Below are 24,879 nucleotides of genomic sequence, written 5' to 3'. Positions count from 1 at the left end.
TGACGTCAGCCGCGCCTCCCGGCCCGGTGCCGCGTCGTGGACGCGACCGGGCGTGGCGGTCGGTGGACCTGCCTAGGCCTCCACGCGGACGCCCTTGCCGACGACCGTGATGCCGGACTCGGTGACCGTGAAGCCGCGGGCCTCGTCGGTCTCGCGGTCGACGCCGACCCGGGCGCCGGGGGCGATCACGACGTCCTTGTCGAGGATGGCGCGGTTCACGACGGCGCCGGCACCGATCGAGGCCCGCTCGAACACGATCGAGTCGAGGACCTTCGCGCCGGAGTCGATCCCGCACCACGGACCGATCACGCTGCGCTCGACCTGCGCGCCGGACAGCAGGCAGCCGAGCGACACGATCGAGTCGACGGTCGAGCCGGTGTTGCCGTTTGCGTCGCGCACGAACTTCGCCGGGGGCAGGTTCGTCTGCTGGTTGAAGATCGGCCAGTCCTGGTTGTACAGGTTGAACACCGGCACCGGCGCGATGAGGTCCATGTGGGCGTCGAAGAACGAGTCGATCGTCCCCACGTCGCGCCAGTAGTACCGGTCGCGCTCGTTCGACCCCGGCACGTCGTTGCCCTTGAGGTCGTAGACGCCGGCGTCGCCACGGGCCACGAAGTCGGGGACGATGTCGCCGCCCATGTCGTGCTTGCTCGTCTCGATCTGCCCGTCGCGGAGCACGGCGTCGACGAGCGCGTCGGCGTTGAAGACGTAGTTGCCCATCGACGCGAGGATCTCGTCGGGGGAGTCGGCCAGGCCGACGGCGTCCTTCGGCTTCTCGAGGAACGCGTCGATCCTGGTCGGGTCCTCCTCGTCCACCTGGATGACGCCGAACTGGTCGGCGAGACCGATCGGCTGACGGATCGCCGCGACCGTGGCACTGCGGCCGGAGGCGATGTGGGCCTCGATCATCTGGTGGAAGTCCATGCGGTAGACGTGGTCGGCACCGACCACGACGACGATGTCGGGGCGTTCGTCACGGAGCAGGTTGAGCGACTGCAGGATCGCGTCGGCCGAGCCGGCGAACCAGCGCTTGCCGAGTCGCTGCTGCGCGGGCACCGACGCGACGTAGGACCCGAGGAGCCCCTCCATGCGCCAGGTCTCGGCGACGTGGCGGTCGAGGCTGTGCGACTTGTACTGCGTCAGGACCACGATCTTCTGCAGCCCGGAGTTGACCAGGTTGGAGAGCGCGAAGTCGATGAGGCGGAAGTTGCCGCCGAACGGGACTGCGGGCTTCGCGCGGTCGGCCGTGAGCGGCATGAGCCGCTTGCCCTCGCCACCGGCGAGGACGATGCCGAATACCTTCTTTGGTGCCATGTGGTTCACAGTAGGCGTCCGGACAGTGAACCCGTTACGTTGAACCAGTGCGAGTCGATCTGCTGACCAGGGAGTATCCGCCGGAGGTCTACGGCGGAGCGGGTGTCCACGTTGCCGAACTCACCGCTGCGTTGCGGTCGGGGACGGAGACGGACGTCCGTGTCCGGGCCTTCGGGGCCTTCCGTGACGAACCCGACGTGTGGGCGTACCGCACGCCCGCCGGTCTGGAGAACGCGAACGGCGCGCTCCAGGCCCTCGGCACCGACGTCGCCATCGCGGCCGACGTCGCGGGCGCCGACATCGTGCACTCGCACACCTGGTACGCGAACGCCGCGGGCCGCATCGCCCAGCTGACGCACGGCATCCCGCACGTCGTCTCCGCGCACAGCCTCGAGCCGCTGCGCCCCTGGAAGGCCGAGCAGCTCGGCGGCGGCTACCGCCTGTCCAGCTGGATGGAACGTGACGCGTTCGAGAACGCCGACGGGGTCATCGCGGTGTCGAAGGCCATGCGCGCCGACATCCTCCGCTCGTACCCGTCGATCGACCCGGCGAAGGTCCGCGTCGTCTACAACGGGATCGACATCGACGCGTGGAAGCCCACCGTCGACGAGGACGCCGTCCGGGCGCTCGGCATCGACCCCGGCAAGCGGAGCGTCGTGTTCGTGGGCCGCATCACCCGGCAGAAGGGTCTGCCCTACCTGCTCCGCGCGGTCGCGTCGCTGCCCGAGGACGTCCAGGTCGTGCTCTGCGCGGGCGCGCCCGACACCCCCGAGATCATGGCCGAGGTCACCGGGCTCGTCGAGTCCCTCCGGACCGAGCGCGAGGGCGTCGTCTGGATCGACCGGATGCTGTCGCACCAGGAGATCGTCAACGTCCTGTCCTCCGGCACGGTCTTCGTCTGCCCCTCGATCTACGAGCCCCTCGGCATCGTCAACCTCGAGGCCATGGCGTGCGGCATCCCCGTCGTCGGCACGCGGACCGGCGGCATCCCCGAGGTCGTCGCGGACGGCCTGACCGGCCGGATCGTGCCGATCGACCAGGCGCAGGACGGCACCGGGACGCCGAACGACCCCGACCGGTTCGTCGCCGACCTGGCCGCGACGCTCGAGGAGGTGCTCGCCGACGAGGGCCTCGCGAAGCTCATGGGACGCGCGGGCCGCCTGCGCGTCGAGACCGAGTTCACGTGGGACGCGATCGCCCGCCGGACACGGCAGGTCTACGACGAGGTGCTCGCACAGAAGCCGTAGGCTGGGGCCATGCCCTCGGTCGTGCGCTTGTCAGACGTCTCCGTTGTCCGCAACGGGTCCACCATCCTCGACGGGATCTCGTGGGAGGTGCAGGACGACGAGCGCTGGGTGGTGCTCGGCGCGAACGGCGCGGGCAAGACCACGCTGCTGCAGGTGGCCGGCGCGCAGACCTTCCCGACGTCCGGTTCGGTCGAGGTGCTCGGCACCGAGCTCGGCAGCGCGGACCTGGCCGAGCTGCGGCCCCGCATCGGCTTCGCGTCGACGGCACTCGCGCGCCGCATCCCGGTGACCGAGAAGGTCGTCGACGTCGTGCTCACCGCCGCGTACGCGGTCACCGGGCGCTGGAACGAGGAGTACGAGGAGCTCGACGTCCGCCGTGCCCAGCGCGTGCTCGACGAGTGGGGCCTCGGGTCGTTCACCGATCGGACGTTCGGCGAGCTGAGCGACGGTGAGCAGAAGCGCGTCCAGATCGCCCGCGCCGTGATGACCGACCCCGAGGTGCTGTTCCTCGACGAGCCGGCGGCGTCGCTCGACCTCGGCGCCCGCGAGAGCCTCGTCCGCACCCTCGGCGGCTACGCCCAGAGCAGCGACTCGCCCGCGATCGTGGTCGTCACACACCACGTCGAGGAGATCCCCGAGGGCTTCACGCACGCACTCGTGCTGTCCGACGGACACGTGCAGGCGGCCGGTCCGATCGACGAGGTCCTGACCGGCGAGACGCTGTCCACGGCGTTCGGCATCGGGCTCACCGTCACGAAGGACGCGGGTCGCTGGACGGCTCGCGCGTCCTGACGACGCGCCGCTCCACACCCGCCCGGATGCTCCCGTGCGGGCCGGTCGTCTGGTAACGTAGACGGCTGGCGCACGCCACAGACTTCCCGTGCCGCGCTCGTCTCGATCGCGACACAGTCCGACCCATCTCAACCGAGGAATCGCCATGAAGACCGAAACCCACCCCGAGTACAACGCCATCGTCTTCCGTGACCTGGCTTCCGGTGAGACGTTCCTGACGCGTTCGACCGCGACCAGCGACAAGACCATCGAGCTCGACGGTGCGACCTACCCGGTCATCGACGTCGAGATCTCCTCCGCGTCGCACCCGTTCTACACGGGCAAGCAGCGCATCCTCGACTCGGCCGGCCGCGTCGAGAAGTTCAACCAGCGCTTCAAGGGCTTCAGCAAGTAAGCAGCCACGGCGTCCGGACGGGCGGTCCTCCCCTGGGAGGGCCGCCCGTTCTGCGTGTGCGGCGTGGGTCGTGTCGGACGGGAGGCGCGGGGCGGGCTGGTCGCGTGCCTCCCGTCCGGCGGATGGTCGGACGGGAGGCGCGGGGCGGGCTGGTGGCGCGCCTCCCGTCCGGCGGACGGTCGCTGGTGGCGCCTCAGGCGCGCGCGACCGCTGCGGCGGCGCGGCGCACGATCTCCTCGCCGGCGAGCACGCCGGACGCGTCGGTGACGGTGCAGTGCGGGGCCGTCCACCCGGCGGCGTGGAGTTCGCCGTGCGCCGGTCGGAGCGCGACGTCTGCCCAGGCGAGCATGTCCCGGTCGAGCAGGGAGTCGCCGGCGGCGACCGAGGTGGTCGCGCCGACCCGGGCCGCGACCTCGGCGAGGGCACGTTCCTTGCGGATCGCGCGCGGCACGGCGTAGAGCTTCCGGCCCTGCAGCGAGACGACCCAGCCGCGGGCGTCGAGTTCGGCCGTGAGGGTCGCGAGCGCGTCGTCGGGGAGCTGTGCTCGGTCGACGACGGCGTAGACGAACAGCTCCTCGGCGCGGTGGTTGCGGAGGAGCGCCCCCTCGGGGAGGAGGGCGAGGAAGCGTTCCTCGGCTTCGGGCAGCGGTGCACTCGACGCGTCGATGTCGGTGCGGAGCGTCCGCGTCCAGTCGGCGTCCGGCTCGCCGTCGTGCAGCACGACGGCGCCGTTCGTCGTGACCGCCCACCCGGCGGTCGGGAGCGGGAGGCGGATGCGACGGTACTGCGCCACCGTCCGGGTGGTGACCGGCACGACGGTCGCGGCGCGGGCGAGGTCGGCGAGGGCGGTCTCGGCTGCGCGTGTCATGAAGGACAGCGGGGCACCCTGGTAGACCTCCGCGACGACGAGGGGTGGGGCGTCCTGGTCGGGGCCGCCGAGGAGGAGCGCGGCGGCCGAGTAGACGAGGGTGCGGTCGAGGTCGAACCCGACGAGGGCGGTCACCGGGCGACCCGGGTCGGTGTCGTGGGGGTGTCGGTCGTGGTCGCGTCGGGTGCGGTCGCCGTTGCGTCGGTCGTGTCGGTACCCGCGTCCGTCGCGGTGCCGGTGTCGGTCGGCACCCCTTCGCTCACGCGGCTGCCGAGGGGGTGGATGAGCCCGACGCAGCTGTAGGCGAGGTCGGGGCGGGTGACGACCGGCACGCCGCGTTCCCGGGCGAGCGCGACGACGTGCGCGACGTCCACGTCGTCGGGGTCCCGCACGAGCACCTGCCACGGGACGCGCCGGAGCAGCACCCGGGTGGTCTCCCCGACGCCGGGCTTGACGAGGTGCAGGTCCGCGATGCCGAACTCGGCCCCGATCGCCTCGACGGTCCGCATGCCGCGCCAGTCCACCGCGCGTCGGGCGACGGCGTCCGGCCCCTCGTCGGCCAGGGCGGCGCGGACACGGGGCAGGACGGCGCCGAAGTGCGCCTCGATCGCGGCGACGAAGGCCTGCGAGTGGTCACGGGCGGCGAGGTGCCGGTACTGCTTCGCGCCGTGCAGCGTGCCGAGCGGCGTCACCGCGCGGTTGAACACCGTCCGCGAGACCAGCCCCGAGACGGTCGAGTTCAGGCACGCCGAGGGCACGAGGTAGTCGTCGCGCGTCCCGTGCAGCGGGGTGCACCCGGCCGGGTCGGCGAGCACCGCGAGGTCGTCGCGGAAGCGGACCCCGTCGGAGGCCGCGAACCGGTCGAGCGCGTCGGTGAGTTCGCGGGTGATGGCGCCCTTGCCGGTCCAGCCGTCGACGAACACGACGTCGTCCGGGTCGTGGTGCGCGGCGAGCCAGCGGAGGGCGGTCTCGTCGATGCCGACCCCGCGGACGATGCTCGCGGTGCGGTGGGGGAGCAGGACGCCGTGCTGGCGCTCGGCCCACCGGCGCATGAGGTTCCCGACAGGCGTGCCGGCACGGGCGAGCGACACGAGGACCGGTCGGCGGCGGTCGCGCAGCACGAGTTCGGTGACGACGCCGACGGCCTCGGCGATGCGCTCCGCCGAGCGTGCCAGCGCGTCCTCGTACAGCCGCTCGTAGGCCTCGGACGGGACGTACTCCACGGGCAGGGACTCGGCGTAGTTCGCGCCCTCGAGCTGGATCGCGCGTTCCCGGTCGGCGGTGTCCGCCTCGAGCGCGACGTCCGCCAGGTCCTGCAGCAGCCAGGTGACGTCGTCGGGCGTGTAGGAGCCGAAGGAGGGGCCGGTCAGGGGTCGGGGCCCGGCGGCGGTCGACGCCGTCGGGGCCGTGCCGGCCGATGTGAACCCGCTCGACGCGGGGACGTGGAGCGGGGCCTCGACCAGGACGACGTGCGCGGTGACCGCCGTCAGGGCTGCGAGCAGGCCGTCGTCGCCGTCGAGCAGCGCACGGTCGGTGCCGGGTTCCGGCAGCACCACGATCGCGTCGAACCCGTGGACGTTGTACGCGAAGCGCTCGCCCGGCCCGTCGACGGTCCGTTCCCGTGAGCGGAACCGGACGCCGGAACGCACCGGCCAGGCCGGGTCGTCGAGGACCGCGACGGGCGACCGGGTCGTCGTGGACGACGTCACGTCGACACCGGTCCGGCGCAGCGCATCGGCGACCACGAGCGGCGTGTGCATGTGCTCCTCGGTGCCGAGCACCAGGACGCGTCCGGGCTCCTCACCGAGGATCCGTCGGAGGTCGGCAGCGGTCCCCTCGAGGTCGGTCCGCGGCAGGCGGCTGCGTCCGGCGGGCACGCCGTGGCGATCGACGTCGGTCGGTGCGGCCGTCAGCGCGGTCACGCGACCCGGCCCGCTCGCGCCGCTCGTCGGGGTCGTCCCGTGGTCGGCCACGACCCGTGCGGCGGTGTCGACCAGGCCGTCCGGGAGCGACACCGAGCCGCGTCCCAGTCCGACGACGGTGACCGGGGCGCCGAGTTCGCGCGCGAGGTCGTCCGTCGCGGCGACGTCGGCGGGGGAGCGCAGGTCCACCAGGCTCGCGACGACCCAGCGGCGCTGCGGCGCGATCGCGTGCAGTGCTCGGATCGTCGCCCGCGCGGTGGCGCCCGTGCTGAGCTCGTCGTCGACGAGCACGACCGTGCCGTCGGTCGGCAGCCACTCGGGGTCGCTCGGGAGCAGGCGGTGCGCGGTCGCGTGCGAGTGCGCCTCGTCGAAGCCGGCCGCCGCGGTGGCACCGACCGGGTCGTGCCGGGTGGAGTGCAGGTACCGGGCCCCGAGCGTCTCGGCGACCATCGCCCCGAGGGCGGTCGCGGTCTCGGCGAAGCCGAGGACGAGCACGTCTGGTGCATCCGGGCGGTGGACCGCGAGGTCCGTGCGGAGGGCGGTCGCCGCGCGGTGCAGGTCGGCGTCGGAACGGTCGGCGTCGAGCAGCGCGGCGAGGCGGCCGGCGGCACCGGCGTCGAGACGGGACCCGCCGTCAAGGGCGTCCGCGACGCGCGCGCCGAGTGCCTCGCCGGCGGCGAGGGCGACCGCGGGCACGGTCGGGACGTGCTTCGCGAGCACGGTCGACACGAGCAGGTGCGCGCGCTTCGGGTTGCGCCGCAGGGCGACGCGGACGAGGGCGGCGAGCGGGACGAGCGGGCCGCGTGCGGTCGTCGCGTCGGTGAGGACGACGCCGAGGTCGGCGGGCGTGGGGATGGTCACGGCAGGCTCCGTTCGAGCAGGTCGACGAAGGTCACGTCGGGTGCGGCAACGCCGAAGGCCCGGGCGCGGAGCAGGGTCCGGGTGGCCCATTCGTGGTGCGGCTTCATCTCGTTCATCTTGTTGCCGTAGCGGGACGCGGCGGCCCCGCCGGCGGTGTTCGCGAGCACGTCGGAGGCGTCCGAGAACTCCTCGTCGGTCACGACGGACATGGCGTGCACGAGCGGGACGTGGCGGGGGTGGATGACGGTCTTGCCGGTCAGTCCGTTCGCGCGGTCGAGGGTGACCTCGCGGAGGAGTCCGTCGAAGCCCTCGAGCAGCAGCTCGCGACGCAGTCCCGGGTCACCGGCCTGCTCGAACGGCGTCGATCGGAGCTGGGTCCGGAAGACCCGGTCCGAGCCGGGGTAGTGCTCCCAGACCGGACCCGACACGACGAACCCGTCGCGCGCCCGGCCGAGCACGTTCACCACGTCGCCGATCACCGACGCCAGCATCTGCACGTCGTAGACCGTCAGGTGCGAGGGTCGACGGAGCCCGTAGACGCTCGACAGGTCGGTCGCCCCGATCCGGACCGCGAGCACGTCACGTCGGCGGGCGAGCAGCAGGCCGCGGATGGCCGCGAGGGCACCGACACGGCTCTCGCGGTGCATGATCGACGGCGACTCCAGGATCGGCATCACGAGCAGTCGTCGGTCGTCCCCGCGGTCGACGTTGAGCCCGTCGAGCACCTCGAACCACCGTGCGCCGCGGCCGTCGCTCGCCTCGAACTTCGGCAGCACGATGCCGCTCAGGGCGTCGAGGGCCGCGGGACCGAGTCGCCCGGCGAACCGGGCGAGGTGCTCGGCGTCGCGCACGCGCAGGAAGAGCTGGGGGAGCGCGGCCACCGCGTCCGCGCCGGAAGCGGCGAGCTCGCGGAGGGCGGCGTCGACGTTGTCCTCGGCGCGGGGCAGGTCGGTGTCGGCCACCGAGTCCTCGAGGCACAGCACGATCGACGCGGCACCGAGGTCCCGCTGGCGCAGGACGTCGCGGACGAGGTCCGGCCGGATGCCCGGCGTGTAGAGGGTCGCTCCGAGCGCGACGGCGCGGAGGTCCTGGTCGCTCGCGCGGGTGACGTCCTCCGGCGGCGTGCGGAAGAACGCCGCGTGCCCCTCGGGATCGCTGCGCTCGAGCTGGGCGAAGTGGCGCACGGGTCAGGCTCCGATCGGCGGTGCGGAGAGGGTGAACCCGAACGCGGCGAACACCTCGCCGTCGTGGAGGACACGGGGGAACGGTTCGGCGCGGAGTTCGACCTCGCCGTCGATCACGGACAGCGCGGTGATCGTCATCGTGTCGGCGGTGCCGGGGTCCACCGCGAGCGTGGTGCCGTCGTGCAGGGCCACGACGGTGCGGTCACCACCGCGGTTGATGAACAGCGCGCGGCGCAGGGTGCGGACGTGCCGGAGCGTCACCAGGGCCACGTCGCCGTCGAACCCGACGAGGGGCCGGTTGCCCGGGGTCTGCACCGGGCGGCCGGCGGAGCGACCATCGAGGGTGAGGGCGCCGACCACGTGGTCGACGCTCTCCCAGACCGTGCTCGTGCAGCCGGAGACGGCCAGCGTGCCGACCGCGGAGCGCCGGCGGTCGACGCGGACGACGGGCGTCTCCGCACCGAGGACCTGGACGTCACGGGGGTCGGGCGCCGGGAAGGGCCGGACCCGTGCGGCACGGGCGGCGAGCCGCGCGGCCACACGTGCCGACGGCCCCTGCGCGGCGGGGGCGCCCGACACCGCGGACGGGCTCGGCGTTCCGGACGCGCCGGCGCCGCTGGCCGTCCGTGCCGGGCTGGGAGCGGTCGCCGGGACCGGTGGCGTGCCGGTCGCGCCACCGAAGGACAGCTGGAGCCCGGCACCGCCGGGACGCGGGCCCGTGCTGGCCCTCGTGCTCGTGCCTGCGGGAGCGGGCCCCGTCGACGCGCCGCGGGAGGGCTCCGGTGCGGTGCCGGCGGGGCCGGTCACCGGTGCGCCGGGGGTCGGACGGTCGCCGGTGTGCGCCGTGGGCAGCGTGGCGGTCGTGGCGTCGGCAGGGGTGGCGGGCCTCGGGCGTGTCCGCCGCCGGAGCCACGGGTGCGCGGAGGTCACCGGGCGCGACCGATGCCGTGGTCGGCGCGCAGACCGGTCAGCCCGGTCGTGTAGCCCTGGCCGACGGCCCGGAACTTCCAGTCCGACCGGTGCCGGTACAGCTCGCCGAGGATCACCGCGTCGATGGTGTGGTTGCGGTCGGCCGGCACCGCGAACGAGACGAGCTCGCGACCGTCCGGTGCGCACACCCGGATCGCCATCGACCGGACCGACCCGAGGTCACGCGGCGAGCGGCGCTCGGGGTCGAGGTAGAGCGCGAACACGATCTTGTCGACGACCGCGGGGACCGAGACGAGGTCGACGTCGATCTCCTCCTGGTCGGACTCGTCGAGGTACCGGACGGAGGCGTCGGCGCTCTCGAGCTGGTTGAAGAACACCAGGTCCTCGTCGGACAGCACGAGGCCGTCCTGCCCGCAGACCAGTGCGACCGGCACGAGCTCGGCGGACGGACCGCGGCTCGGGATCTGGTCCCACGAGATGCCGACCACGACGGCCTGCAGGTCGGGGTTCTCGGCGGTGAGCGCGGCGTTCGCCCCCGGGACGAGCCGGCCGGTCACGAGTCCGCTCCACGCAGGCGGAGACCGGCGTCGCCGTCGCCGAGGCGGTCCCGGAGGAAGCGTCCGTGGGTGGAGAGTTCGGCGATGGCTCCGCTCCTGATCTGTTCGTGCATGTCCTCGACCGTCTCGGCGACGACCTGCAGCTGGTCGGCCAGGGTGCGGGTCGCGGCGCTGTCCTCGCGCCGGTCGGACGCGGGCAGGGACCGGTACGTGCGGACCGGTGTGGGCAGGTAGTCGTCGACGACGGCCTGGAACAGGTACCGCTGCTCGGTCGAGGCCCCGCGCGCGACGGTCGTGCCGGCCGCGTCCCGGAGCAGGTCCTCGACGTGCCGGACGCGGGAGGCGATCACGGTGGGGAGGTCGTCCCCGGCGGCGCGCACGAACGCCCGGAGGTCGTCGAGCCCCGCGGCGACCGCGCCGTCGTCCGCCGCACCGCCCGCGCCCCGGACGTCGATCCGCGCCGCGGCCGCGGCTGCCGCCTCGTGCGCGGTGGGCGCCGGGGCCTGGTCGTCGCGGTCGTCGTCGCGGCCGAACAGGGACCGGAACCGGTCACGCACGGCGCGCGACCGTCCGGGTCATCGGCCGACCGACCGGGGGTCGTCGTCCGTCCGCCGGGCGCGCTCCAGGTACGGCTTCGCCCGCTGGATGCCCGACTCGAGCGCGGACACGGTGGACGCCATGTTCTGCGCGGCCTCGGAGCGGAATGCGTCGATCGCGTCCATCGTCTGGAACACGTTGTCGAACGCCTTCTGCAGGGTCTCGACGCTCACGCCCGAGTTCGTTGCCTGCTGGTGGATGCGCGTCGTCTGGTCGCGCAGCATCTCGCTGGTCTGCAGGATCATCGCGTTCGTCGTGTTGTTGACCGCGTCGATCTGGTCGAGCACCATCCGCTGGTTCGCGAGTGCCTGCGCGACGACCACCGCGGTGCGCAGGGCGGCGATCGTGGTCGTCCGGGCGCGCTCGACGCCCTTGATGAGCTCGGTGTTGTTCTTGCGCACCAGGTCCATCGCGAGGTACCCCTGCACCGAGACGGCGAGCTGCGTGAGGATGTCCTGGTGCCGCTGGCGCACCGGGAAGAGGACGTCCGACTCGAGCTGCTGGGCGGCCTCGACCTTGCCGGCGTTCCGGAGCGACTCGACCTTGGTGACGGTCGCCTGGTCGAGGGCCTTGGCGAAGACGGCGTACTCGCTCAGCTGCTGCATGGTCTCCCACAGCTGCACCTTCTCGTCGGCGAGGGTGGCGTTGTCCTTGCGGAGCTCGTCCTGCCCGGCCATGAGCGACTTGATGATGTGGTCGAGCTGGGTCTGCGCCGACTCGTAGCGCTGGAAGTACTTCGCCAGCTTGTTGCCGCCCGGGATCATCCCGAGGATCTTGCGTCCGGTGCTGAGGTCGGCCTGGTTCGGCGTGAGGTCCTCGACCGTGGACCGCAGGTCGCCGAGGGTCGTGGCGACCCGCACCTGCGCGTCGTCGCCGGAGCGCTTGGCCCCGGCGACGGACGACTGGGACCGCTCGAGCATCCGCGACGAGAATCCGCCGGAGCGGGCCATGTCACTGCCGGCGATCTGGTTGATGCCGTCGATCTTCTGCCCGAACTCCGGGGAGCGCGGGTCGAGCGCCGCGACCTCGTCGACGAACTCGCGGGCCTGCGCCGCGATCTGCGTCTGCCGCTCGGCGTCGACCGGCACCATGCCCGGCGCGTCGTCCGGGGTGATCGTCTCGGCGGCGTCGGCGGGCCGGAGGACGAGGGCGTCCTCGGACGAGTCGGCGGGTTCCGGCGGTGCGAGGGGTCCGGGCATCGTTGCGCTCCTGGGTCGGTCTGCTCGTGCGGGTCGTGCGGTTCGTGCGGTGGTGCGGGTGGTGCGTGGCGTCGGGCCGGGCGGGTCAGCCCAGCTGCACGCCGAAGTCCGTGGCGATGCCGGCGAGGCCCGTGGTGTAGCCCTGACCGACGGCGCGGAACTTCCACTCGCCGCCGTTGCGGTAGACCTCGGAGAAGATCATCGCGGTCTCGGGAGCGGCGTCCTCCGACAGGTCGTAGCGGACGATCTCGGTGCCGTCCTGGTCGAGCACGCGCGAGTAAGCGCTGCGGACCTGGCCGAAGTTCTGGCCGCGGGCGTCGCCCTGGTCGATGGACACGACGATCACCACGCGCACGACGTCGGCGGGGAGCGCCTGCAGGTCGATGCTGATCTGCTCGTCGTCGCCGTCACCCTGGCCGGTGCGGTTGTCCCCCTTGTGCTCGACGGCTCCGTCGGCGCTGCGCGGCTGGTTGTAGAAGATGAAGTCGGCGTCCGACCGGACCTTGCCGGACTCCCCGATGAGGAGCGCCGAGGCGTCGAGGTCGAACTGCTCACCCGAGGTCGTGCGCGGGTCCCAGCCGAGGCCGACGGTCGCGACGGTCAGCCCGGGGCTGGTCTTGGTGAGGGAGAGGTTGTTGCCCTTGGCGAGCGAGAGTCCGGCCATGGTCGGGTTCCTTCCTGGTGGTGCGGTGGGTGGTGCGGCGGACACGGCCGGTCGACCGTGTCCGCGTGGCGTCAGTCGAGGACGACGCCGAAGTCGGTCGCGACGCCGCGCAGCCCGGTGGCGTACCCCTGGCCGACGGCGCGGAACTTCCACTCCCCGTTGTACCGGTAGATCTCCGAGAAGATCATGCCGGTCTCGGAGGCGGCGTCCTCGGTGAGGTCGAAGCGGACCACCTCGTTGCCGGTCTCGTCGTTGACGACACGGCAGAACGCTCCCCGGACCTGCCCGAAGTTCTGGTGCCGGGCGTCGGCCTGGTCGATCGTCACGACGATGACGACGCGGTCGACGTCGGCAGCGACGGCGTCGAGGTCGATGAGGATCTGCTCGTCGTCGCCCTCGCCCTCGCCGGTGCGGTTGTCGCCCTGGTGGACGACCGAGCCGTCGACCGACTGCAGCTGGTTGTAGAAGATGAAGTCGTCGTTTGACCGGACCCGGCCGTTCGCGCCCACGAGCAGCGCGGACGCGTCGAGGTCGAACTGCTCGCCCGCGGTGGTCCGCGGGTCCCAGCCGAGGCCGATCATCGCGCGGCGGAGGCCCGGGTCGGTCTTGGTGAGCGAGAGGTTGTTGCCCTTGGAGAGCGAGAGGGTCGCCATGGTGGGTCCTTCCGGGTCGATCAGAGCGCGGCGGCGGCCGGGGCGATGAGGTCCTGGACGGTGCGGCCGTCGGCACGCTCGCCGATCGCGCTGAACGACCAGCCGTTCGCGCCGCGGGACACCTTCGCCATCACCATCGCGGTGTGCGGACCGGACTCGGTCAGCTGGTACCGGACGACCTCGGGGGAGCCCGCGGTCGAGTCGTCGACCACGCGGCAGAACGCGTTCTGCACCCGGTCGAACGTCTGACGGCTGTAGCTGCTGATCACGAACACGATCTGCGCGACGGCGGGGTGCACGGCGCTGAGGTCGATGCGGATGGTCTCGTCGTCGCCCTCGCCGGCACCCGTCAGGTTGTCACCGGTGTGCTGCGCCGAGCCGTCCTTGCTGCGGAGCTGGTTGAACCAGACGGTGTCCACCGCCGAGCCCTGCGCGTCGAAGAAGATCGCCGAGGCGTCGAGGTCGACCTCGGCCTCCTTCCGTCCGCCGAACAGCCCCCGCTTCGCGGCGACCGCGTCCCAGCCGAGACCGAGACGGACGCGCGACATCGCGCTGCCGTCCTGCTTCGTCAGGGAGAGCGACTGACCCTTCTGGAGGCTGAGACCCATGGTGTGACCCTTTCGTCGGTTCGTGCGGTGCGCGGATCGGGTCGCGCACGCTGGGGGAACGGCTCAGTGCACTCGGTTCAGTGCACGAGGGAGGCGGGCCGCTCGGCCTGCTCCGTCTCGGCCTTGCGCCGGTTGCGGACCACCGAGGACGTGAACGCCGCGAGGATGAACACGACGCCGATCAGGCCGGTGACGACCTCGTTGACCTCGGTCGAGATGGTGACGAGCAGGATGACCGCGAGCGCACCGATCGCCCAGTGGGCGCCGTGGTCGAGGTACTCGAACTCGTCGAGCGTGCCCTGTCGGACGAGGAACACGGTCAGCGACCGGACGAACATCGCCCCGATGAGGCCGAGGCCGAGGGCGATGATGATCGGGTCGGCGGTGATCGCGAAGGCGCCGATGACGCCGTCGAACGAGAACGACGCGTCGATGACCTCGAGGTACAGGAAGAGCAGGAACGCCGCGCGGCCGGCGACGTGGCCGACCCGGCGCTTCTTCGTGATGCGGTCGGCCTCGGCGACCATGTGGTCGGCGCTCTCGAGCGCGTCGCCCTCGTCCTCGGGGTCGTCGACGTCGAACAGCCCGCCGAGTCCGGTGACGAGGAAGTACGTGACGAGCCCCGCGATGCCCGCGATGAGCACGACGCTCTGGTGGTCGCCCGAGGTCACGGCGAAGACGGCGAGGAGCACGAGCGCGATGACGACGTTCACCATCGGCAGCTTGCCGACGAACTGCAGCGGGCGCTCGAGCCAGCGCAGCCACAGGATGTCGCGCTCCTCGAACATGAAGTCGAGGAAGATCATGAGCAGGAACATGCCGCCGAAGGCCGCGATCTGCGGGTGCGCCTCGTGCAGCAGGTACGCGTAGGTGCCGGGCTCGTCGATCGGGCCCTTCTCGAGCGCGAGCTGCACGGCCTCGACCGGGTTCAGCTGCGCCGTGACGCCGACGATGAGCAGCGGGAACAGCACGCGCATGCCGAACACGGCGATGACGATGCCCACGGTGAGGAACATCTTCTGCCAGAACGGGTTCATCCGCTCGAGGATCCGGGCGTTCACGACGGCGTTGTCGAAGCTCAGGCTGATCTCGAGCACGCCGAGGATGAGCGTGATGACCACCGCGCTCCACCCGCCGTAGACCAGGGCGGTGGCGAGGGCGATTGCGGTGATCACGAGGGACCACCCGAAGGTCTTCAAGAACACGTGCGGTCGTCTCCCGATCGGTACGTCGTCCAGCGGTGGGCGGGACGGACCACGTCGATCTGCCCCCGCCGTGATGCTACAGGTCCGCGGCCCCGCGGTGCGGCCAGCGACCGTCGGCCGTGAATGACGGGTCGCGCTTCTTGCGCATGTACTCCTGGAACGAGGTGGCCTGCTCGGCGCACCAGCCGACCTGCTTGCGGTGCAGTTCCTCTGCGGAGACCCCGAGCTCGTCCGGGTACTTCTTCGCGATCGCCTGCGCGACCCGACCGGCGGCCACCGCGTCGGCGCCGGCGTCGTGGGCGTCGGACAGCGTCACACCGTAGGTCTCGGAGGCGGCCTCGAGCGTGCGCTTGCCCTTCCGGTACGTGTCGAGCGCCTTGTCCATCACGAGCGGGTCGACGACGTTGCCGATCACGGGGGAGGGCAGGCCGTGACGCCGGGCCTCGCGGTCGAGGACGGTGAGGTCGTACGGGGCGTTGTAGATGACGAGCGGGATGCCCCGTGCGAAGACGGCCTCGACCGCGGCGATCACCTCGGCCACGACCTCGGCGGCGGGGCGACCCTCTGCCCGGGCGCGCTCGGTCGTGTACCCGTGCACCGCGGCGGCGCCCTCGGGGATCTCGATGCCGGGGTCGGCGGTCCACGCGCCCTCGACGATGGAGCGGCCCGTCATGTCGATGAGGCCGACGTGCGCCGTCACGATCCGTGCGGTCTCGACGTCGACGCCGGTGGTCTCGAGGTCGAACACACCGAGTGCGTGCCACCAGGGCCGGCCGGAGAGGTCCTGCACCGTCGGGGCGTCCGGCGTGGCCGTGTCGATCGCTGCTGCGGAGGAGGTCACGTCACGAGGCTAACGGGACGCACCGACACGACCACCGCGACCCGCCCGCCGGGCGCGCACCGCGCCTCCCGACCGACCCGGCCGCGCACCGCGACCCGCCCGCCGGGCGCGCACCGCGCCTCCCGACCGAACCGGGTCGGCCGCACCGACCCGCCGACGCCGCGCCGACCCGCCGACGCCGCGCCGACCCGACTACGCGACCGGCGCGCCCACGTGCAGCCAGTAGAACGACTGCGTGCCCATCGTCAGCGTGACGTTCCCGTCCTCGTCGAACGACGGGAACGAGCCCCCGCCGAACAGGTCGTAGAGCGGCCGCCCCGCGAACTCCGGAGCCGACACCGTGACCGACGTCGGGTTCGTGGCGAACGAGAACACGCAGAGCACGTCCTCGGCGCTGGGACCGAACTGCTGCCCGGAGCCCTCCCACGACCGGACGAAGGCGAGCACCGAGTCGTTCGTCGTGTCCTGCACGTGCAGGCTGCCCATGCCGAACACGGGGTGCGCCTTCCGGACGTGGATGACGTTCCGCACCCAGTGCAGGAGCGAACGCGACTGGGCGAGCTGCGCCTCGACGTTGACCTGCGCGTAGTTGTAGACGAGCGACTGCACGACCGGCAGGTAGAGCTTGCCCGGGTCGGCGGTCGAGAACCCGGCGTTGCGGTCCGGCGTCCACTGCATCGGCGTGCGCGAGGAGTCGCGGTCCGGCAGCCAGATGTTGTCGCCCATCCCGATCTCGTCGCCGTAGTACAGGAACGGCGAGCCAGGCAGCGAGAACAGCAGCGCGTGGATGAGCTCGAGCTCGGCGCGGGAGTTGTCGAGCAGCGGCGCGAGTCGGCGGCGGATGCCGATGTTGCTGCGCATCCGCGGGTCGTAGCCGTACCAGCCGTACATCGCCTGGCGGTACTCCTCGCTCACCATCTCGAGCGTCAGCTCGTCGTGGTTGCGGAGGAACACGCCCCACGCGGCCTTCTCGGGCACGTCGAGCGTCTCGGACAGGATCGCCTTGAGCTCGGCGGCGTGCTGCGCGCGCAGCGAGTAGAAGATGCGCGGCATGACGGGGAAGTCGAACGCCATGTGGCACTCGGGCTCCTCGTCGGTGCCGAAGAACGCGGCGGTCTCGCGCGGCCACTGGTTCGCCTCGGCGAGCAGCACGCGGCCCGGGTACTCGTCGTCGACCATGGCGCGGAGCTTCTTGATGAACTCGTGGGTCTCCGGCTCGCCCTCGCCGTTGCCCTCCTCGGACTGGAACAGGTACGGGATCGCGTCGAGCCGGAGCCCGTCGACGCCCATGTCGAGCCAGTGCCGGACGACGTCGTACACGGCCTCGACCACGGCCGGGTTCTCGTAGTTGAGGTCCGGCTGGTGCGAGAAGAAGCGGTGGAAGAAGAACTGCCGACGGACCGGGTCGAAGGTCCAGTTCGACTCCTCGGTGTCCACGAAGATGATGCGGATGTTCTGGTAGTGCTCGTCGGTGTCGCGCCAGACGTAGAAGTCGCCGTAGGGCCCGTCCGGGTCCTCGCGGGACTGCTGGAACCACTCGTGCTGGTCACTCGTGTGGTTGAGCACCATGTCGATGACGATGCGCATGTTGCGCTCGTGCGACTTCGTGACGAGCTCGCGGAAGTCGTCGAGCGTCCCGAACTCGGGCAGGATCGCCTTGTAGTCGGCGATGTCGTAGCCGCCGTCACGCATCGGCGACTGGAAGAACGGCGGGAGCCACAGCGCGTCGACGCCGAGCCACTGCAGGTAGTCGAGCTTGCCGATGACCCCCTGGATGTCGCCGATGCCGTCACCGTTCGAGTCGACGAACGAGCGGATCATGCACTCGTAGAAGACCGAGCGCTTGTGCCACTGGGGGTCGAGCGTGAGTCCGGGCAGCTGGATCGGGGCCGTGAACGTCAACCGTGCTCCTCGTCGAAGGGTCGGCGGGCCGGCGAGGTGGCCCGACCACGGCCACACTAGGCGCGCGATCCTGCGACTGTCCGCGGGGAGTCGTCGGTGGGCGCGTCGCGGAGCGCCCGGGGTCGTCGGGTGGGTGCGGCGTCCCGCCCGTCGCGTGGGCGCGGCGTCGCGCCTCGTGCGCGCGGACGGATTCGCGGCGTCGCGCCTCGTTCGTGCGGACGGGGCGCGGCGTCGCGCCTCGTGCGTGCGGACGGACGGGAGGCGCGGCTCCTCCTCCACAGGCGTGCTCGCTGCGGCGGTCTCCACAGTGGGGCGCGGGGCGCCGCGCCCGCCGGGTGCGGCTTCGTAGACTGGCGGCGATGCAACCGCCCGTGATCTCCCCGTACCAGTCGCTGATGGCGGCCACCCCGGTCGTGCACCGAGCCGTCGTCGTCGACGGCCGCACCACGCACTACTGGGAGTACGGCCCGACCGACGCCGAGCAGACCGTCCTCGCCGTGCACGGGTTCCGCGGTGACCACCACGGGCTCGAGACGATCGCGGCGCACCTGCGCGGCGTCCGCGTGCTCGTCCCGGATCTGCCCGGCTTCGGGCTCTCCGACCCGCTGCCGGTGTCCGACGTCGGCGCCTACGCGGGCTGGCTGGCCGGGTTCCACGACGCGCTCGGTCTCGGCCACGACACCGTGGTGCTCGGGCACTCGTTCGGTTCGATCGTCACCGCGGCCGCCGTCGCCGCCGGGCTCGACACCCGGTTGCTCGTCCTCGTGAACCCGATCGCGGCGCCGGCGCTCCAGGGGCCGCGCGCGGTCGCCACCGCCGTCGCCATCGGGTACTACCGCGCGGGGGCGGTCCTGCCGAAGGCCCTCGGGCTCGGGCTGCTGCGCAACGGGGCGATCGTCCGCGCGATGAGCGTCGCCATGCTCAAGAGCCGTGACCGCGACCTGCGCCGCTGGGTGCACGACCAGCACGACCGCTACTTCTCGGCCTTCGCCGACCGCACGAGCGTGCTCGAGGCCTTCCGGACCTCGGTCACGCACGACGTCTCCGAGTACGCCGACCGCATCGACGTGCCGGTGCTCCTCGTGGCCGCCGAGCACGACGACATCACGGCGGTGCCCGAGCAGCGTGCGCTGGCGGCCCGGCTGCGTGACGCCGAGCTCGTGGTCGTGCCGGGAGTCGGCCACCTGGTGCACTACGAGACCCCCGGGGCCGCGGCCGACGCGGTCCTGCGGCGGATGGCCGACCGCGGTCGCGAGCGGCGGGGGCGGGCACGCCAGCGCGCACGCGGGCGCGGGACGACCGCGAAGGGCGGCACGACCACGGGCGGGGCGACCACCGGCGGGGCGACCGCGGGCCCCGGCAGGACGACGGGCTCCGACACGACGACCGGCCCGGGCTCGGACAAGGGCCACGGCACGACCGGGGCAGCGTCGTGACGCGGCTGCGGATCGGCATCGACTGCCGCTACGTCCGGATCGGCCGGCACGACGGGATCAGCCGGTTCACCGCGGGCATCGCGGCGCACCTGCCCGACCGCCACGACCCCGTGCTGCTCGTGCACGACGAGCGCCAGCTCGAGTCGCTCCCCGACCTGCCGTGGGAACGCATCCCGGCACCGACCGACGCGGGGGAGCCGCTCGTCGCCCGGGCCGTGAACCGGCTCGGGCTCGACGCGGTGTTCTCACCGATGCAGACGATGGGCTCGCGCGGTCGTCGGTACGCGCTCGTCCTGACGCTCCACGACCTCATCTACTACCGCAACCGCACGCCCCCGCGGGAGTTCTCGTGGCCGATCCGGCTCGGCTGGCGGCTGTTCCACCTGTCGTGGGCGCCGCAGCGGTTCCTGCTCGACGGGGCCGACGGCGTCGTCACGGTGTCCGAGACCACCGCGGGGTTGATCGCCGAGCACCGGCTCACCCGACGCCCGGTGACCGTGGCGTACAACGCCGCCGACCCGGCCGACCCCCGCGACCCATCGGCGGGTCGGGAGCGTTCGCTCGTGTACATGGGCTCGTACATGCCGTACAAGAACGTCGAGACCCTCGCGGCGGCCCTCCCGCTGCTCGGAGCCGACTGGGTGCTGCACTGCATGTCCCGGATCTCCGACGCCGACCGGCGACGGCTGACCGCGCTCGCCCCGTCCGGGTCGATCGTCTTCCACGACGGCGCCTCGGACGACGAGTACCTCGCGACGCTGCGGTCCGCGACCGCGCTGGTGACCGCCTCCCGCGACGAGGGGTTCGGGATCCCGCTCGTCGAGGCGATGGGGGTCGGGACGCCGGTCGCCGTCAGCGACATCCCGATCTTCCGCGAGATCGGCGGGAGCGCGGCCGAGTACTTCGACCCGTCGTCGCCTTCGGCCGTCGCGGCGGCGGTCCGTCGGCTCGAGGACCGCTGGGACGAGGCCTCGGTGGCGTCGCGGGAGCGAGCGGCGCGGTTCCGCTGGCAGGACTCCGCCGAGCAGGTCGTCCGGGCCGTCGAGCGGGCCGTGGCGGACCGGGCACAGCGGGGGCGCTGACCTCCCGGTCCGACGGTCCGTCCCCGCGCGGTCCGACGGTCCGACCCCGCCCGGTCCGACCTGGCGGGCCCACGTGCGGCAGACCGGCGCGGTCAGTTCGGCGACGACACCACGGTCGCCCCCGGGAACACGCCGTGCGCGCGCTCCGACGCCGTCGCCACGATCGTGTCGAGCGCGGCCCCGGTCCCGCCCGTGACGACCTCGATCCGCTGCAGGGTGGGGTCCTCGGCCGTGCGCTCCGCCCCGACCGAGCACCGGACGGCGGCCACGCCACCGATCGCGGCGACCGTGCGAGCGACGTCCAACCGCTGTGTGCTCAGGACGGTGTCCGCGGTGACCCCGATCGACAGGTTCCCGGCGACCACGACGGCCCCGACGCGGACGCCGTTCCCGCCGGCGTCGTCCGCCGCGGCGCTGACGGCTCGGACCACGGCGGTCTGGTCGATCGGCGCGGTGTCGTCGTCGAGGACGACGGTCGCCGTGACGTCGTACGCCGCGAACGCCCGTTTCTCGGTCGTGCCGTCGCGGACCTGCTGCACGCCGTCGATCGCGGCCGCAGCGGTGCTGAACCGCGCGAGTGCGGCCTCGGGCCGGGGGAACACGCCGCCGACACCGTCCTGCACGCGGCCGATGATCGTCCACAGTGCGGCGGCGAGGACCGCGGCGGTGAGCAGCACCCCGATCCCGATGACGGTCCCACGGCGGATCCGCTGCCGCGGCGTGGCGGTGCGGACCGACGCGGTGTCCGGTCCGAAGGCACGCGCGAGGTCGTCGTCCGTCGCGGCGGCGTGGTCGGGAGGTCGATCCGTCATCGCGTCCCCCTCCCGCCCGTCGTCGGACGCCACGAGTGTCCGTCAGGTGGCCCGTGGGACGGAGCGTAGCCCCCCGGGGCCCGGGGCGCCGCGCGCGCCGCACCGGGCTGTCCGCCGTGGGAGGTGGGGGCGTGCTGCGTCCGAGCGGGTCAGCTGCGCTGTTCGAGCGGGTTCTGCCGCTCGAAGGGCTCCTCGCCGGTCTGCTCCGACAGCTCGTCGATCGGGTCGTCGAAGCGCACCAGTTCGGCGCGGAACCGCTCCGGGTCCCAGCGGAACGCGTGCACCGAACCGTTGCGGATCGGGGTCGCGTACCGGTCGGCGGTCCCGGGCGCGGCCTCGTTCACCAGGCTGCGGATCACCGCACCGTGCGTGGCGACGACGACCGCGCCGGCGTCGTAGCGCACCGCGATCTCGGCCAGGGTCTCGGTGGCGCGGGCCACGAGGGCTGCGCGCGACTCCCGTCCCGGGACGTCGTCGTCCGGGTAGCGCTCGGCGACCTCGGTGTCGGTCAGCCCCTCGGCCTCGCCGTAGGACCGCTCCGCGAGCCCGGCGTAGGTGGTCGGTGCGGGCAGGCCGAGGTGGGCGGCGATGATCGCACCGGTCTCGGCGGCACGGGACAGCGGCGACGCGACGACGGCGTCGAACCGGCGACGGCCGAGCAGCAGTGCCGTGGCGGCCGCCTGCGATCGACCGGTCGCGTTGAGGGGGATGTCCGTCGAGCCCTGGATGCGGCGTTGCGCGTTCCAGTCGGTCTCGCCGTGCCGGACCAGGTACAGGAGCGTCGTCACCGCTCGATCATCGCAGACGGCAGGAGCCGCGCGGCCAGCGCCTCGAGCGTCTCGGTCGTGCCCGCGTCGACCTTCACGGCGGCGCGTCGGTCGCTCCGGGTGTCGCCGCGGTTGACGATCACGACCGGGTGCCGACGGCGCGTGGCGTGGTCGACGAGCCGGACGCCGGAGTTCACGGTGAGCGACGAGCCGACCACGAGCAGCGCGTCGGCCTCGGCCACGATCGACACCGCCTCGCGGAACTTCTCGGTCGGGACGAACTCGCCGAAGAACACCACGTCGGGCTTGAGGACGCCGCCGCACACCGAGCAGTCCGGCACGCGGAAGCGCTCGACGTCGGTGATCTCGACGTCGCCGTCGGGCTGCAGCTGCACGGTCCCGGGGTCGTCGATCCACGGGTTGTCCCGGTCGAGCACGGCGGCGAGGTCGGCGCGCGAGAACACCTGCCCGCAGGTCAGGCAGACGGCGCGGTCCATCGACCCGTGGATCTCGACGACGCGGCGTGAGCCGGCACGGAGGTGGAGGCCGTCGACGTTCTGCGTGACGACCCCGGTGACGAGGCCGGCCTGCTCGAGGGCGGCGAGCGCCCGGTGCCCGGCGTTCGGACGGGCGGCGGCGAAGCTGCGCCAGCCGAGGTGCGACCCCGCCCAGTACCGCTGCCGCTTCGCGGGGTCGGCACGGAACTCCTGGAACGTCATGGGCTTGCGGACGACGCGACCGGAGCCGCGGTAGTCCGGGATGCCCGAGTCGGTGCTGAGCCCCGCGCCCGAGAGCACCGCGAAGCGCTTGCCGTCGAGCAGGTCGACGACGCGGTCCAGCTCGGCCTGCATCGGGTCGGTCAGCACGTCGTCCACGGTACCCTCAACAGCCGACCGCCCCGCCCCCTTCCCACGAAACGAGCCCCGTGCAGACCGTCCGCATCGACTCCCTCGACGACCCCCGCCTCGACGACTTCGCGCGGTTGACCGACGTGGCCCTGCGGCGGGTGTCGGAGCCCGAGGGCGGCCTGTACATCGCCGAGTCGAACACCGTGATCGAACGTGCGGTCCGGGCCGGGCACGTCCCGCGGAGCGTCCTCGTGCAGGAGAAGTGGCTGGACGGCGTCCTGCCGCTCGTGGCCGACCACGACGGCCCGGTCTTCGTCGGGCCGGACGCCCTGCTCGAACAGCTGACCGGCTTCAACATGCACCGCGGAGCCCTCGCCGCGATGCACCGTCCGGCGCTGCCGAGCGTCGCCGAGGTCGTCCGGGACGCCCGGCTCGTGGTCGTGCTCGAGGACATCGTGGACCACACGAACGTCGGTGCCGTGTTCCGCAGCGTGGCGGGCCTCGGCGCGGACGCCGTGCTCGTCAGTCCGCGCTGCGCCGACCCGCTCTACCGCAGGAGCGTCCGGGTGAGCATGGGCACCGTGCTGCAGGTCCCGTGGACGCGCATCGGCGACTGGCCGGCGGCGGGGGAGGACCTGCGCGCGCAGGGCTTCCACCTGGCCGCGATGGCCCTCACGGACCGGTCGGTCGACCTCGACGCCTTCGCCGCCGACGTGCCCGAGCGGGTCGCCCTCGTGATGGGCACCGAGGGGCAGGGGCTCACCGACGCCGCGATCCGGTCGGCCGACACGACGGTGCGGATCCCGATGCACCACGGCGTCGACTCGCTCAACGTGGCCGCGGCGAGCGCCGTGGGCCTCTGGGCGGTCGCGCACGCCCAGCGCTCGGCCCGCTGACCCCGCTACGCTCGGCTCCCGTGCCGTCAGTCGTCCGTCGCCCCCGTTCCGCCGTCCGGAGGCCGGTGACGATCTCGGTCGTCGCCGTGCTCCTGCTCGTCGTGGGGTACCTCGTCGCCGCGGCCGTGGTTCCGTTCGCCCCGGCGAGTGCCCACACGACGACCTACGCGGCACCGACCTCGACGGTGCCCGACCTGTCGTTCCCCGCGTACGGCGCGACGGCGGTCGAGGCGACGGACTTCCCCGAGAGCCTGCGGACGAGCGGCGACCGGACGCCCCGGTCGATCGCGAGCATCTCGAAGGTCGTCACGGCGCTCGTCGTGCTCGACGCGAAGCCGCTCCAGCAGGGGCAGGCCGGTCCGACGATCGCGTTCGACGCGCAGATGCAGGCCCTCTACGCGCAGTACCTCGCCCAGGACGGCGAGGTCGCACCGATGCCGGCGGGGCTGCAGCTCTCCGAGTACCAGACGCTCCAGGTCATGCTCATGAAGTCGGCGAACAACTACGCGGGTGCCCTCGCGCTCTGGGCGTTCGGCTCGATGGACGCGTACCGGTCGGCTGCCGACCGGTGGCTCGACGCGCACGGCCTCGACCACACGACGATCCGCGAACCCACCGGGCTGGACGCGGGCAACACCTCGACCGCGACCGACCTCGTCGACCTCGGGCAGCTCGCCCTCGCGAACCCCGTCGTCAAGGAGGTCGTCGGGACGAAGCGGGCGACCATCCCCGGTGCGGGCGCGATCGAGAACTCGAACAAGCTGCTCGGGATGGACGGCGTCGAGGGCATCAAGACCGGCACGCTCGACGAGGCCGGCGCCTGTCTGCTGTTCGCCGCGACGTACGAGCGCGGCGGCCGCACGGTCACGGTGGTCGGCGCGATGCTCGGCGGGGTGGACCACGCGGCCCTCGACGGCGACGTGCAGCGCCTCCTGCGGTCCGTGGCCGACAACTTCCAGGTCATCACGCTCACCCACGCCGGTCAGACGTTCGGCACGTTCTCGACGCCGTGGCGCGACGAGGCCGACGCGGTGTCCGCGCGCGCGGCCGAGGTGCTCGTCTGGGGCAGGACGACCGTGACCGCGAAGGCCACGCTCGAGCAGGTGACCTTCGGGACGAAGGGCGAACGGGTCGGCACGGTGCGGTTCACGGTGTCGGACCACGACCCGGTGACGGTGCCGCTCGTGCTCGAGCGCCCCATCGAGGACCCGGGCGTGTGGTGGCGCTGGACGAACCCGTTCCAGGGCACGGACGCCTGACGGCGCCCGGTCCGCACGCACACCCCGCACGGTCCGCGCGC

24 protein-coding genes are annotated in these 24,879 nt (G+C 72.7%); 7 read left to right on the top strand and 17 right to left on the bottom strand.

Annotation, left to right across the window (positions count from 1 at the left end; all coding sequences use genetic code 11):
• Positions 1 to 72 precede the first annotated feature (72 nt).
• Positions 73 to 1,314 (bottom strand): glucose-1-phosphate adenylyltransferase, encoded by a 1,242-nt coding sequence (glgC, locus tag BEP24_RS00120; protein WP_065959011.1) that lies wholly within the window; start codon positions 1,312 to 1,314, stop codon positions 73 to 75.
• A 47-nt stretch (positions 1,315 to 1,361) separates the two neighbouring features.
• On the opposite strand from glgC, the gene glgA reads away from it, so the two are divergent.
• From glgA to BEP24_RS00105, 3 genes are all read left to right on the top strand, one after another.
• Positions 1,362 to 2,561 carry a glycogen synthase gene (gene glgA / locus BEP24_RS00115; RefSeq protein WP_065959009.1) on the top strand — a complete coding sequence of 400 codons (1,200 nt, stop codon included), beginning with the start codon at positions 1,362 to 1,364 and terminating at the stop codon, positions 2,559 to 2,561.
• Between the two features lie 9 nt (positions 2,562 to 2,570).
• Positions 2,571 to 3,353 (top strand): ABC transporter ATP-binding protein, encoded by a 783-nt coding sequence (locus BEP24_RS00110; protein WP_065959006.1) that lies wholly within the window; start codon positions 2,571 to 2,573, stop codon positions 3,351 to 3,353.
• A 145-nt stretch (positions 3,354 to 3,498) separates the two neighbouring features.
• Positions 3,499 to 3,747: a type B 50S ribosomal protein L31 gene (locus BEP24_RS00105; RefSeq protein ID WP_065959005.1), complete on the top strand. Its 249-nt coding sequence runs from the start codon at positions 3,499 to 3,501 to the stop codon at positions 3,745 to 3,747.
• Between the two features lie 193 nt (positions 3,748 to 3,940).
• On the opposite strand, the gene BEP24_RS00100 is transcribed toward BEP24_RS00105, so the two are convergent.
• From BEP24_RS00100 to treS, 13 genes are all read right to left on the bottom strand, one after another.
• Positions 3,941 to 4,750 (bottom strand): hypothetical protein, encoded by an 810-nt coding sequence (locus BEP24_RS00100; RefSeq protein ID WP_065959002.1) that lies wholly within the window; start codon positions 4,748 to 4,750, stop codon positions 3,941 to 3,943.
• A complete protein-coding gene (locus BEP24_RS00095; protein ID WP_065959000.1) occupies positions 4,747 to 7,398 on the bottom strand; it encodes a phosphoribosyltransferase domain-containing protein in 2,652 nt (883 codons plus the stop codon). Before BEP24_RS00095 ends, BEP24_RS00100 begins: the two co-directional genes overlap by 4 nt.
• Positions 7,395 to 8,582, bottom strand: a complete 1,188-nt coding sequence (locus BEP24_RS00090; protein ID WP_065958997.1) for an HpcH/HpaI aldolase/citrate lyase family protein — start codon at positions 8,580 to 8,582, stop codon at positions 7,395 to 7,397. The genes BEP24_RS00095 and BEP24_RS00090 overlap by 4 nt, the downstream gene beginning before the upstream one ends.
• 3 nt (positions 8,583 to 8,585) lie before the next feature.
• Positions 8,586 to 9,161 (bottom strand): hypothetical protein, encoded by a 576-nt coding sequence (locus BEP24_RS16765; RefSeq protein ID WP_139197462.1) that lies wholly within the window; start codon positions 9,159 to 9,161, stop codon positions 8,586 to 8,588.
• A 347-nt stretch (positions 9,162 to 9,508) separates the two neighbouring features.
• Positions 9,509 to 10,069: a TerD family protein gene (locus tag BEP24_RS00080; protein ID WP_065958994.1), complete on the bottom strand. Its 561-nt coding sequence runs from the start codon at positions 10,067 to 10,069 to the stop codon at positions 9,509 to 9,511.
• Positions 10,066 to 10,626 (bottom strand): hypothetical protein, encoded by a 561-nt coding sequence (locus BEP24_RS00075; protein WP_065958991.1) that lies wholly within the window; start codon positions 10,624 to 10,626, stop codon positions 10,066 to 10,068. The genes BEP24_RS00080 and BEP24_RS00075 overlap by 4 nt, the downstream gene beginning before the upstream one ends.
• A gap of 18 nt (positions 10,627 to 10,644) precedes the next feature.
• Positions 10,645 to 11,865 carry a toxic anion resistance protein gene (locus BEP24_RS00070; RefSeq protein ID WP_065958989.1) on the bottom strand — a complete coding sequence of 407 codons (1,221 nt, stop codon included), beginning with the start codon at positions 11,863 to 11,865 and terminating at the stop codon, positions 10,645 to 10,647.
• An 85-nt stretch (positions 11,866 to 11,950) separates the two neighbouring features.
• Complete coding sequence (locus BEP24_RS00065) at positions 11,951 to 12,529, bottom strand: TerD family protein (RefSeq protein WP_065958986.1); 579 nt, start codon at positions 12,527 to 12,529, stop codon at positions 11,951 to 11,953.
• A gap of 71 nt (positions 12,530 to 12,600) precedes the next feature.
• Complete coding sequence (locus BEP24_RS00060) at positions 12,601 to 13,182, bottom strand: TerD family protein (RefSeq protein WP_065958984.1); 582 nt, start codon at positions 13,180 to 13,182, stop codon at positions 12,601 to 12,603.
• Positions 13,183 to 13,202: 20 nt separating this feature from the next.
• Positions 13,203 to 13,790: a TerD family protein gene (locus tag BEP24_RS00055; protein WP_065958982.1), complete on the bottom strand. Its 588-nt coding sequence runs from the start codon at positions 13,788 to 13,790 to the stop codon at positions 13,203 to 13,205.
• 77 nt (positions 13,791 to 13,867) lie between these two features.
• Positions 13,868 to 14,995, bottom strand: coding sequence for a DUF475 domain-containing protein (locus BEP24_RS00050; protein WP_065958980.1), 1,128 nt, complete (start codon positions 14,993 to 14,995; stop codon positions 13,868 to 13,870).
• A gap of 76 nt (positions 14,996 to 15,071) precedes the next feature.
• Positions 15,072 to 15,785, bottom strand: coding sequence for a 3'-5' exonuclease (locus BEP24_RS00045; RefSeq protein ID WP_065959285.1), 714 nt, complete (start codon positions 15,783 to 15,785; stop codon positions 15,072 to 15,074).
• 243 nt (positions 15,786 to 16,028) lie between these two features.
• The gene (treS, locus tag BEP24_RS00040) at positions 16,029 to 17,738 is read right to left on the bottom strand and encodes a maltose alpha-D-glucosyltransferase (protein ID WP_065958978.1); all 1,710 of its coding nucleotides are present in this window, start codon (positions 17,736 to 17,738) and stop codon (positions 16,029 to 16,031) included.
• A 359-nt stretch (positions 17,739 to 18,097) separates the two neighbouring features.
• Here treS and BEP24_RS00035 point away from each other — a divergent pair, with 359 nt between their 5' ends.
• Together BEP24_RS00035 and BEP24_RS00030 are read left to right on the top strand one after the other, a co-directional pair.
• On the top strand, positions 18,098 to 19,174 hold the full coding sequence (locus BEP24_RS00035; protein ID WP_253181513.1) for an alpha/beta hydrolase: 1,077 nt from the start codon (positions 18,098 to 18,100) through the stop codon (positions 19,172 to 19,174).
• Between the two features lie 5 nt (positions 19,175 to 19,179).
• Positions 19,180 to 20,256 carry a glycosyltransferase family 1 protein gene (locus BEP24_RS00030; protein WP_065959284.1) on the top strand — a complete coding sequence of 359 codons (1,077 nt, stop codon included), beginning with the start codon at positions 19,180 to 19,182 and terminating at the stop codon, positions 20,254 to 20,256.
• Between the two features lie 92 nt (positions 20,257 to 20,348).
• Here BEP24_RS00030 and BEP24_RS00025 read toward each other — a convergent pair whose 3' ends face one another.
• From BEP24_RS00025 to BEP24_RS00015, 3 genes are all read right to left on the bottom strand, one after another.
• Complete coding sequence (locus BEP24_RS00025) at positions 20,349 to 21,068, bottom strand: hypothetical protein (RefSeq protein WP_141693301.1); 720 nt, start codon at positions 21,066 to 21,068, stop codon at positions 20,349 to 20,351.
• Positions 21,069 to 21,217: 149 nt separating this feature from the next.
• On the bottom strand, positions 21,218 to 21,856 hold the full coding sequence (locus BEP24_RS00020) for a histidine phosphatase family protein (protein ID WP_065958974.1): 639 nt from the start codon (positions 21,854 to 21,856) through the stop codon (positions 21,218 to 21,220).
• Positions 21,853 to 22,686 (bottom strand): NAD-dependent protein deacetylase, encoded by an 834-nt coding sequence (locus BEP24_RS00015; protein ID WP_065959282.1) that lies wholly within the window; start codon positions 22,684 to 22,686, stop codon positions 21,853 to 21,855. The genes BEP24_RS00020 and BEP24_RS00015 overlap by 4 nt, the downstream gene beginning before the upstream one ends.
• A 74-nt stretch (positions 22,687 to 22,760) precedes the next feature.
• Between BEP24_RS00015 and BEP24_RS00010 the strand changes: the two genes are divergently transcribed.
• Both BEP24_RS00010 and BEP24_RS00005 read left to right on the top strand, forming a co-directional pair.
• Positions 22,761 to 23,579 carry an RNA methyltransferase gene (locus tag BEP24_RS00010; protein WP_065958970.1) on the top strand — a complete coding sequence of 273 codons (819 nt, stop codon included), beginning with the start codon at positions 22,761 to 22,763 and terminating at the stop codon, positions 23,577 to 23,579.
• A 20-nt stretch (positions 23,580 to 23,599) separates the two neighbouring features.
• A complete protein-coding gene (locus tag BEP24_RS00005) occupies positions 23,600 to 24,838 on the top strand; it encodes a D-alanyl-D-alanine carboxypeptidase (RefSeq protein ID WP_171898682.1) in 1,239 nt (412 codons plus the stop codon).
• The last annotated feature ends 41 nt before the right edge of the window (positions 24,839 to 24,879 follow it).

Origin of the sequence: Curtobacterium sp. UCD-KPL2560 (assembly GCF_001705035.1) — a bacterium.
Taxonomy (GTDB): Bacteria; Actinomycetota; Actinomycetes; order Actinomycetales; family Microbacteriaceae; genus Curtobacterium.
This window is presented reverse-complemented; position numbering and strand designations above follow the sequence as displayed.

Bases quoted from the DNA above. Each gene is read 5' to 3' on its own strand.
- glgC (WP_065959011.1), bottom strand. From the start codon at position 1,314: ATGGCACCAAAGAAGGTATTCGGCATCGTCCTCGCCGGTGGCGAGGGC.
- BEP24_RS00110 (WP_065959006.1), top strand. From the start codon at position 2,571: ATGCCCTCGGTCGTGCGCTTGTCAGACGTCTCCGTTGTCCGCAACGGG.
- BEP24_RS00105 (WP_065959005.1), top strand. From the start codon at position 3,499: ATGAAGACCGAAACCCACCCCGAGTACAACGCCATCGTCTTCCGTGAC.
- BEP24_RS00070 (WP_065958989.1), bottom strand. From the start codon at position 11,865: ATGCCCGGACCCCTCGCACCGCCGGAACCCGCCGACTCGTCCGAGGAC.
- BEP24_RS00065 (WP_065958986.1), bottom strand. From the start codon at position 12,529: ATGGCCGGACTCTCGCTCGCCAAGGGCAACAACCTCTCCCTCACCAAG.
- BEP24_RS00060 (WP_065958984.1), bottom strand. From the start codon at position 13,182: ATGGCGACCCTCTCGCTCTCCAAGGGCAACAACCTCTCGCTCACCAAG.
- BEP24_RS00055 (WP_065958982.1), bottom strand. From the start codon at position 13,790: ATGGGTCTCAGCCTCCAGAAGGGTCAGTCGCTCTCCCTGACGAAGCAG.
- BEP24_RS00035 (WP_253181513.1), top strand. From the start codon at position 18,098: ATGCAACCGCCCGTGATCTCCCCGTACCAGTCGCTGATGGCGGCCACC.
- BEP24_RS00025 (WP_141693301.1), bottom strand. From the start codon at position 21,068: ATGACGGATCGACCTCCCGACCACGCCGCCGCGACGGACGACGACCTC.
- BEP24_RS00015 (WP_065959282.1), bottom strand. From the start codon at position 22,686: ATGCAGGCCGAGCTGGACCGCGTCGTCGACCTGCTCGACGGCAAGCGC.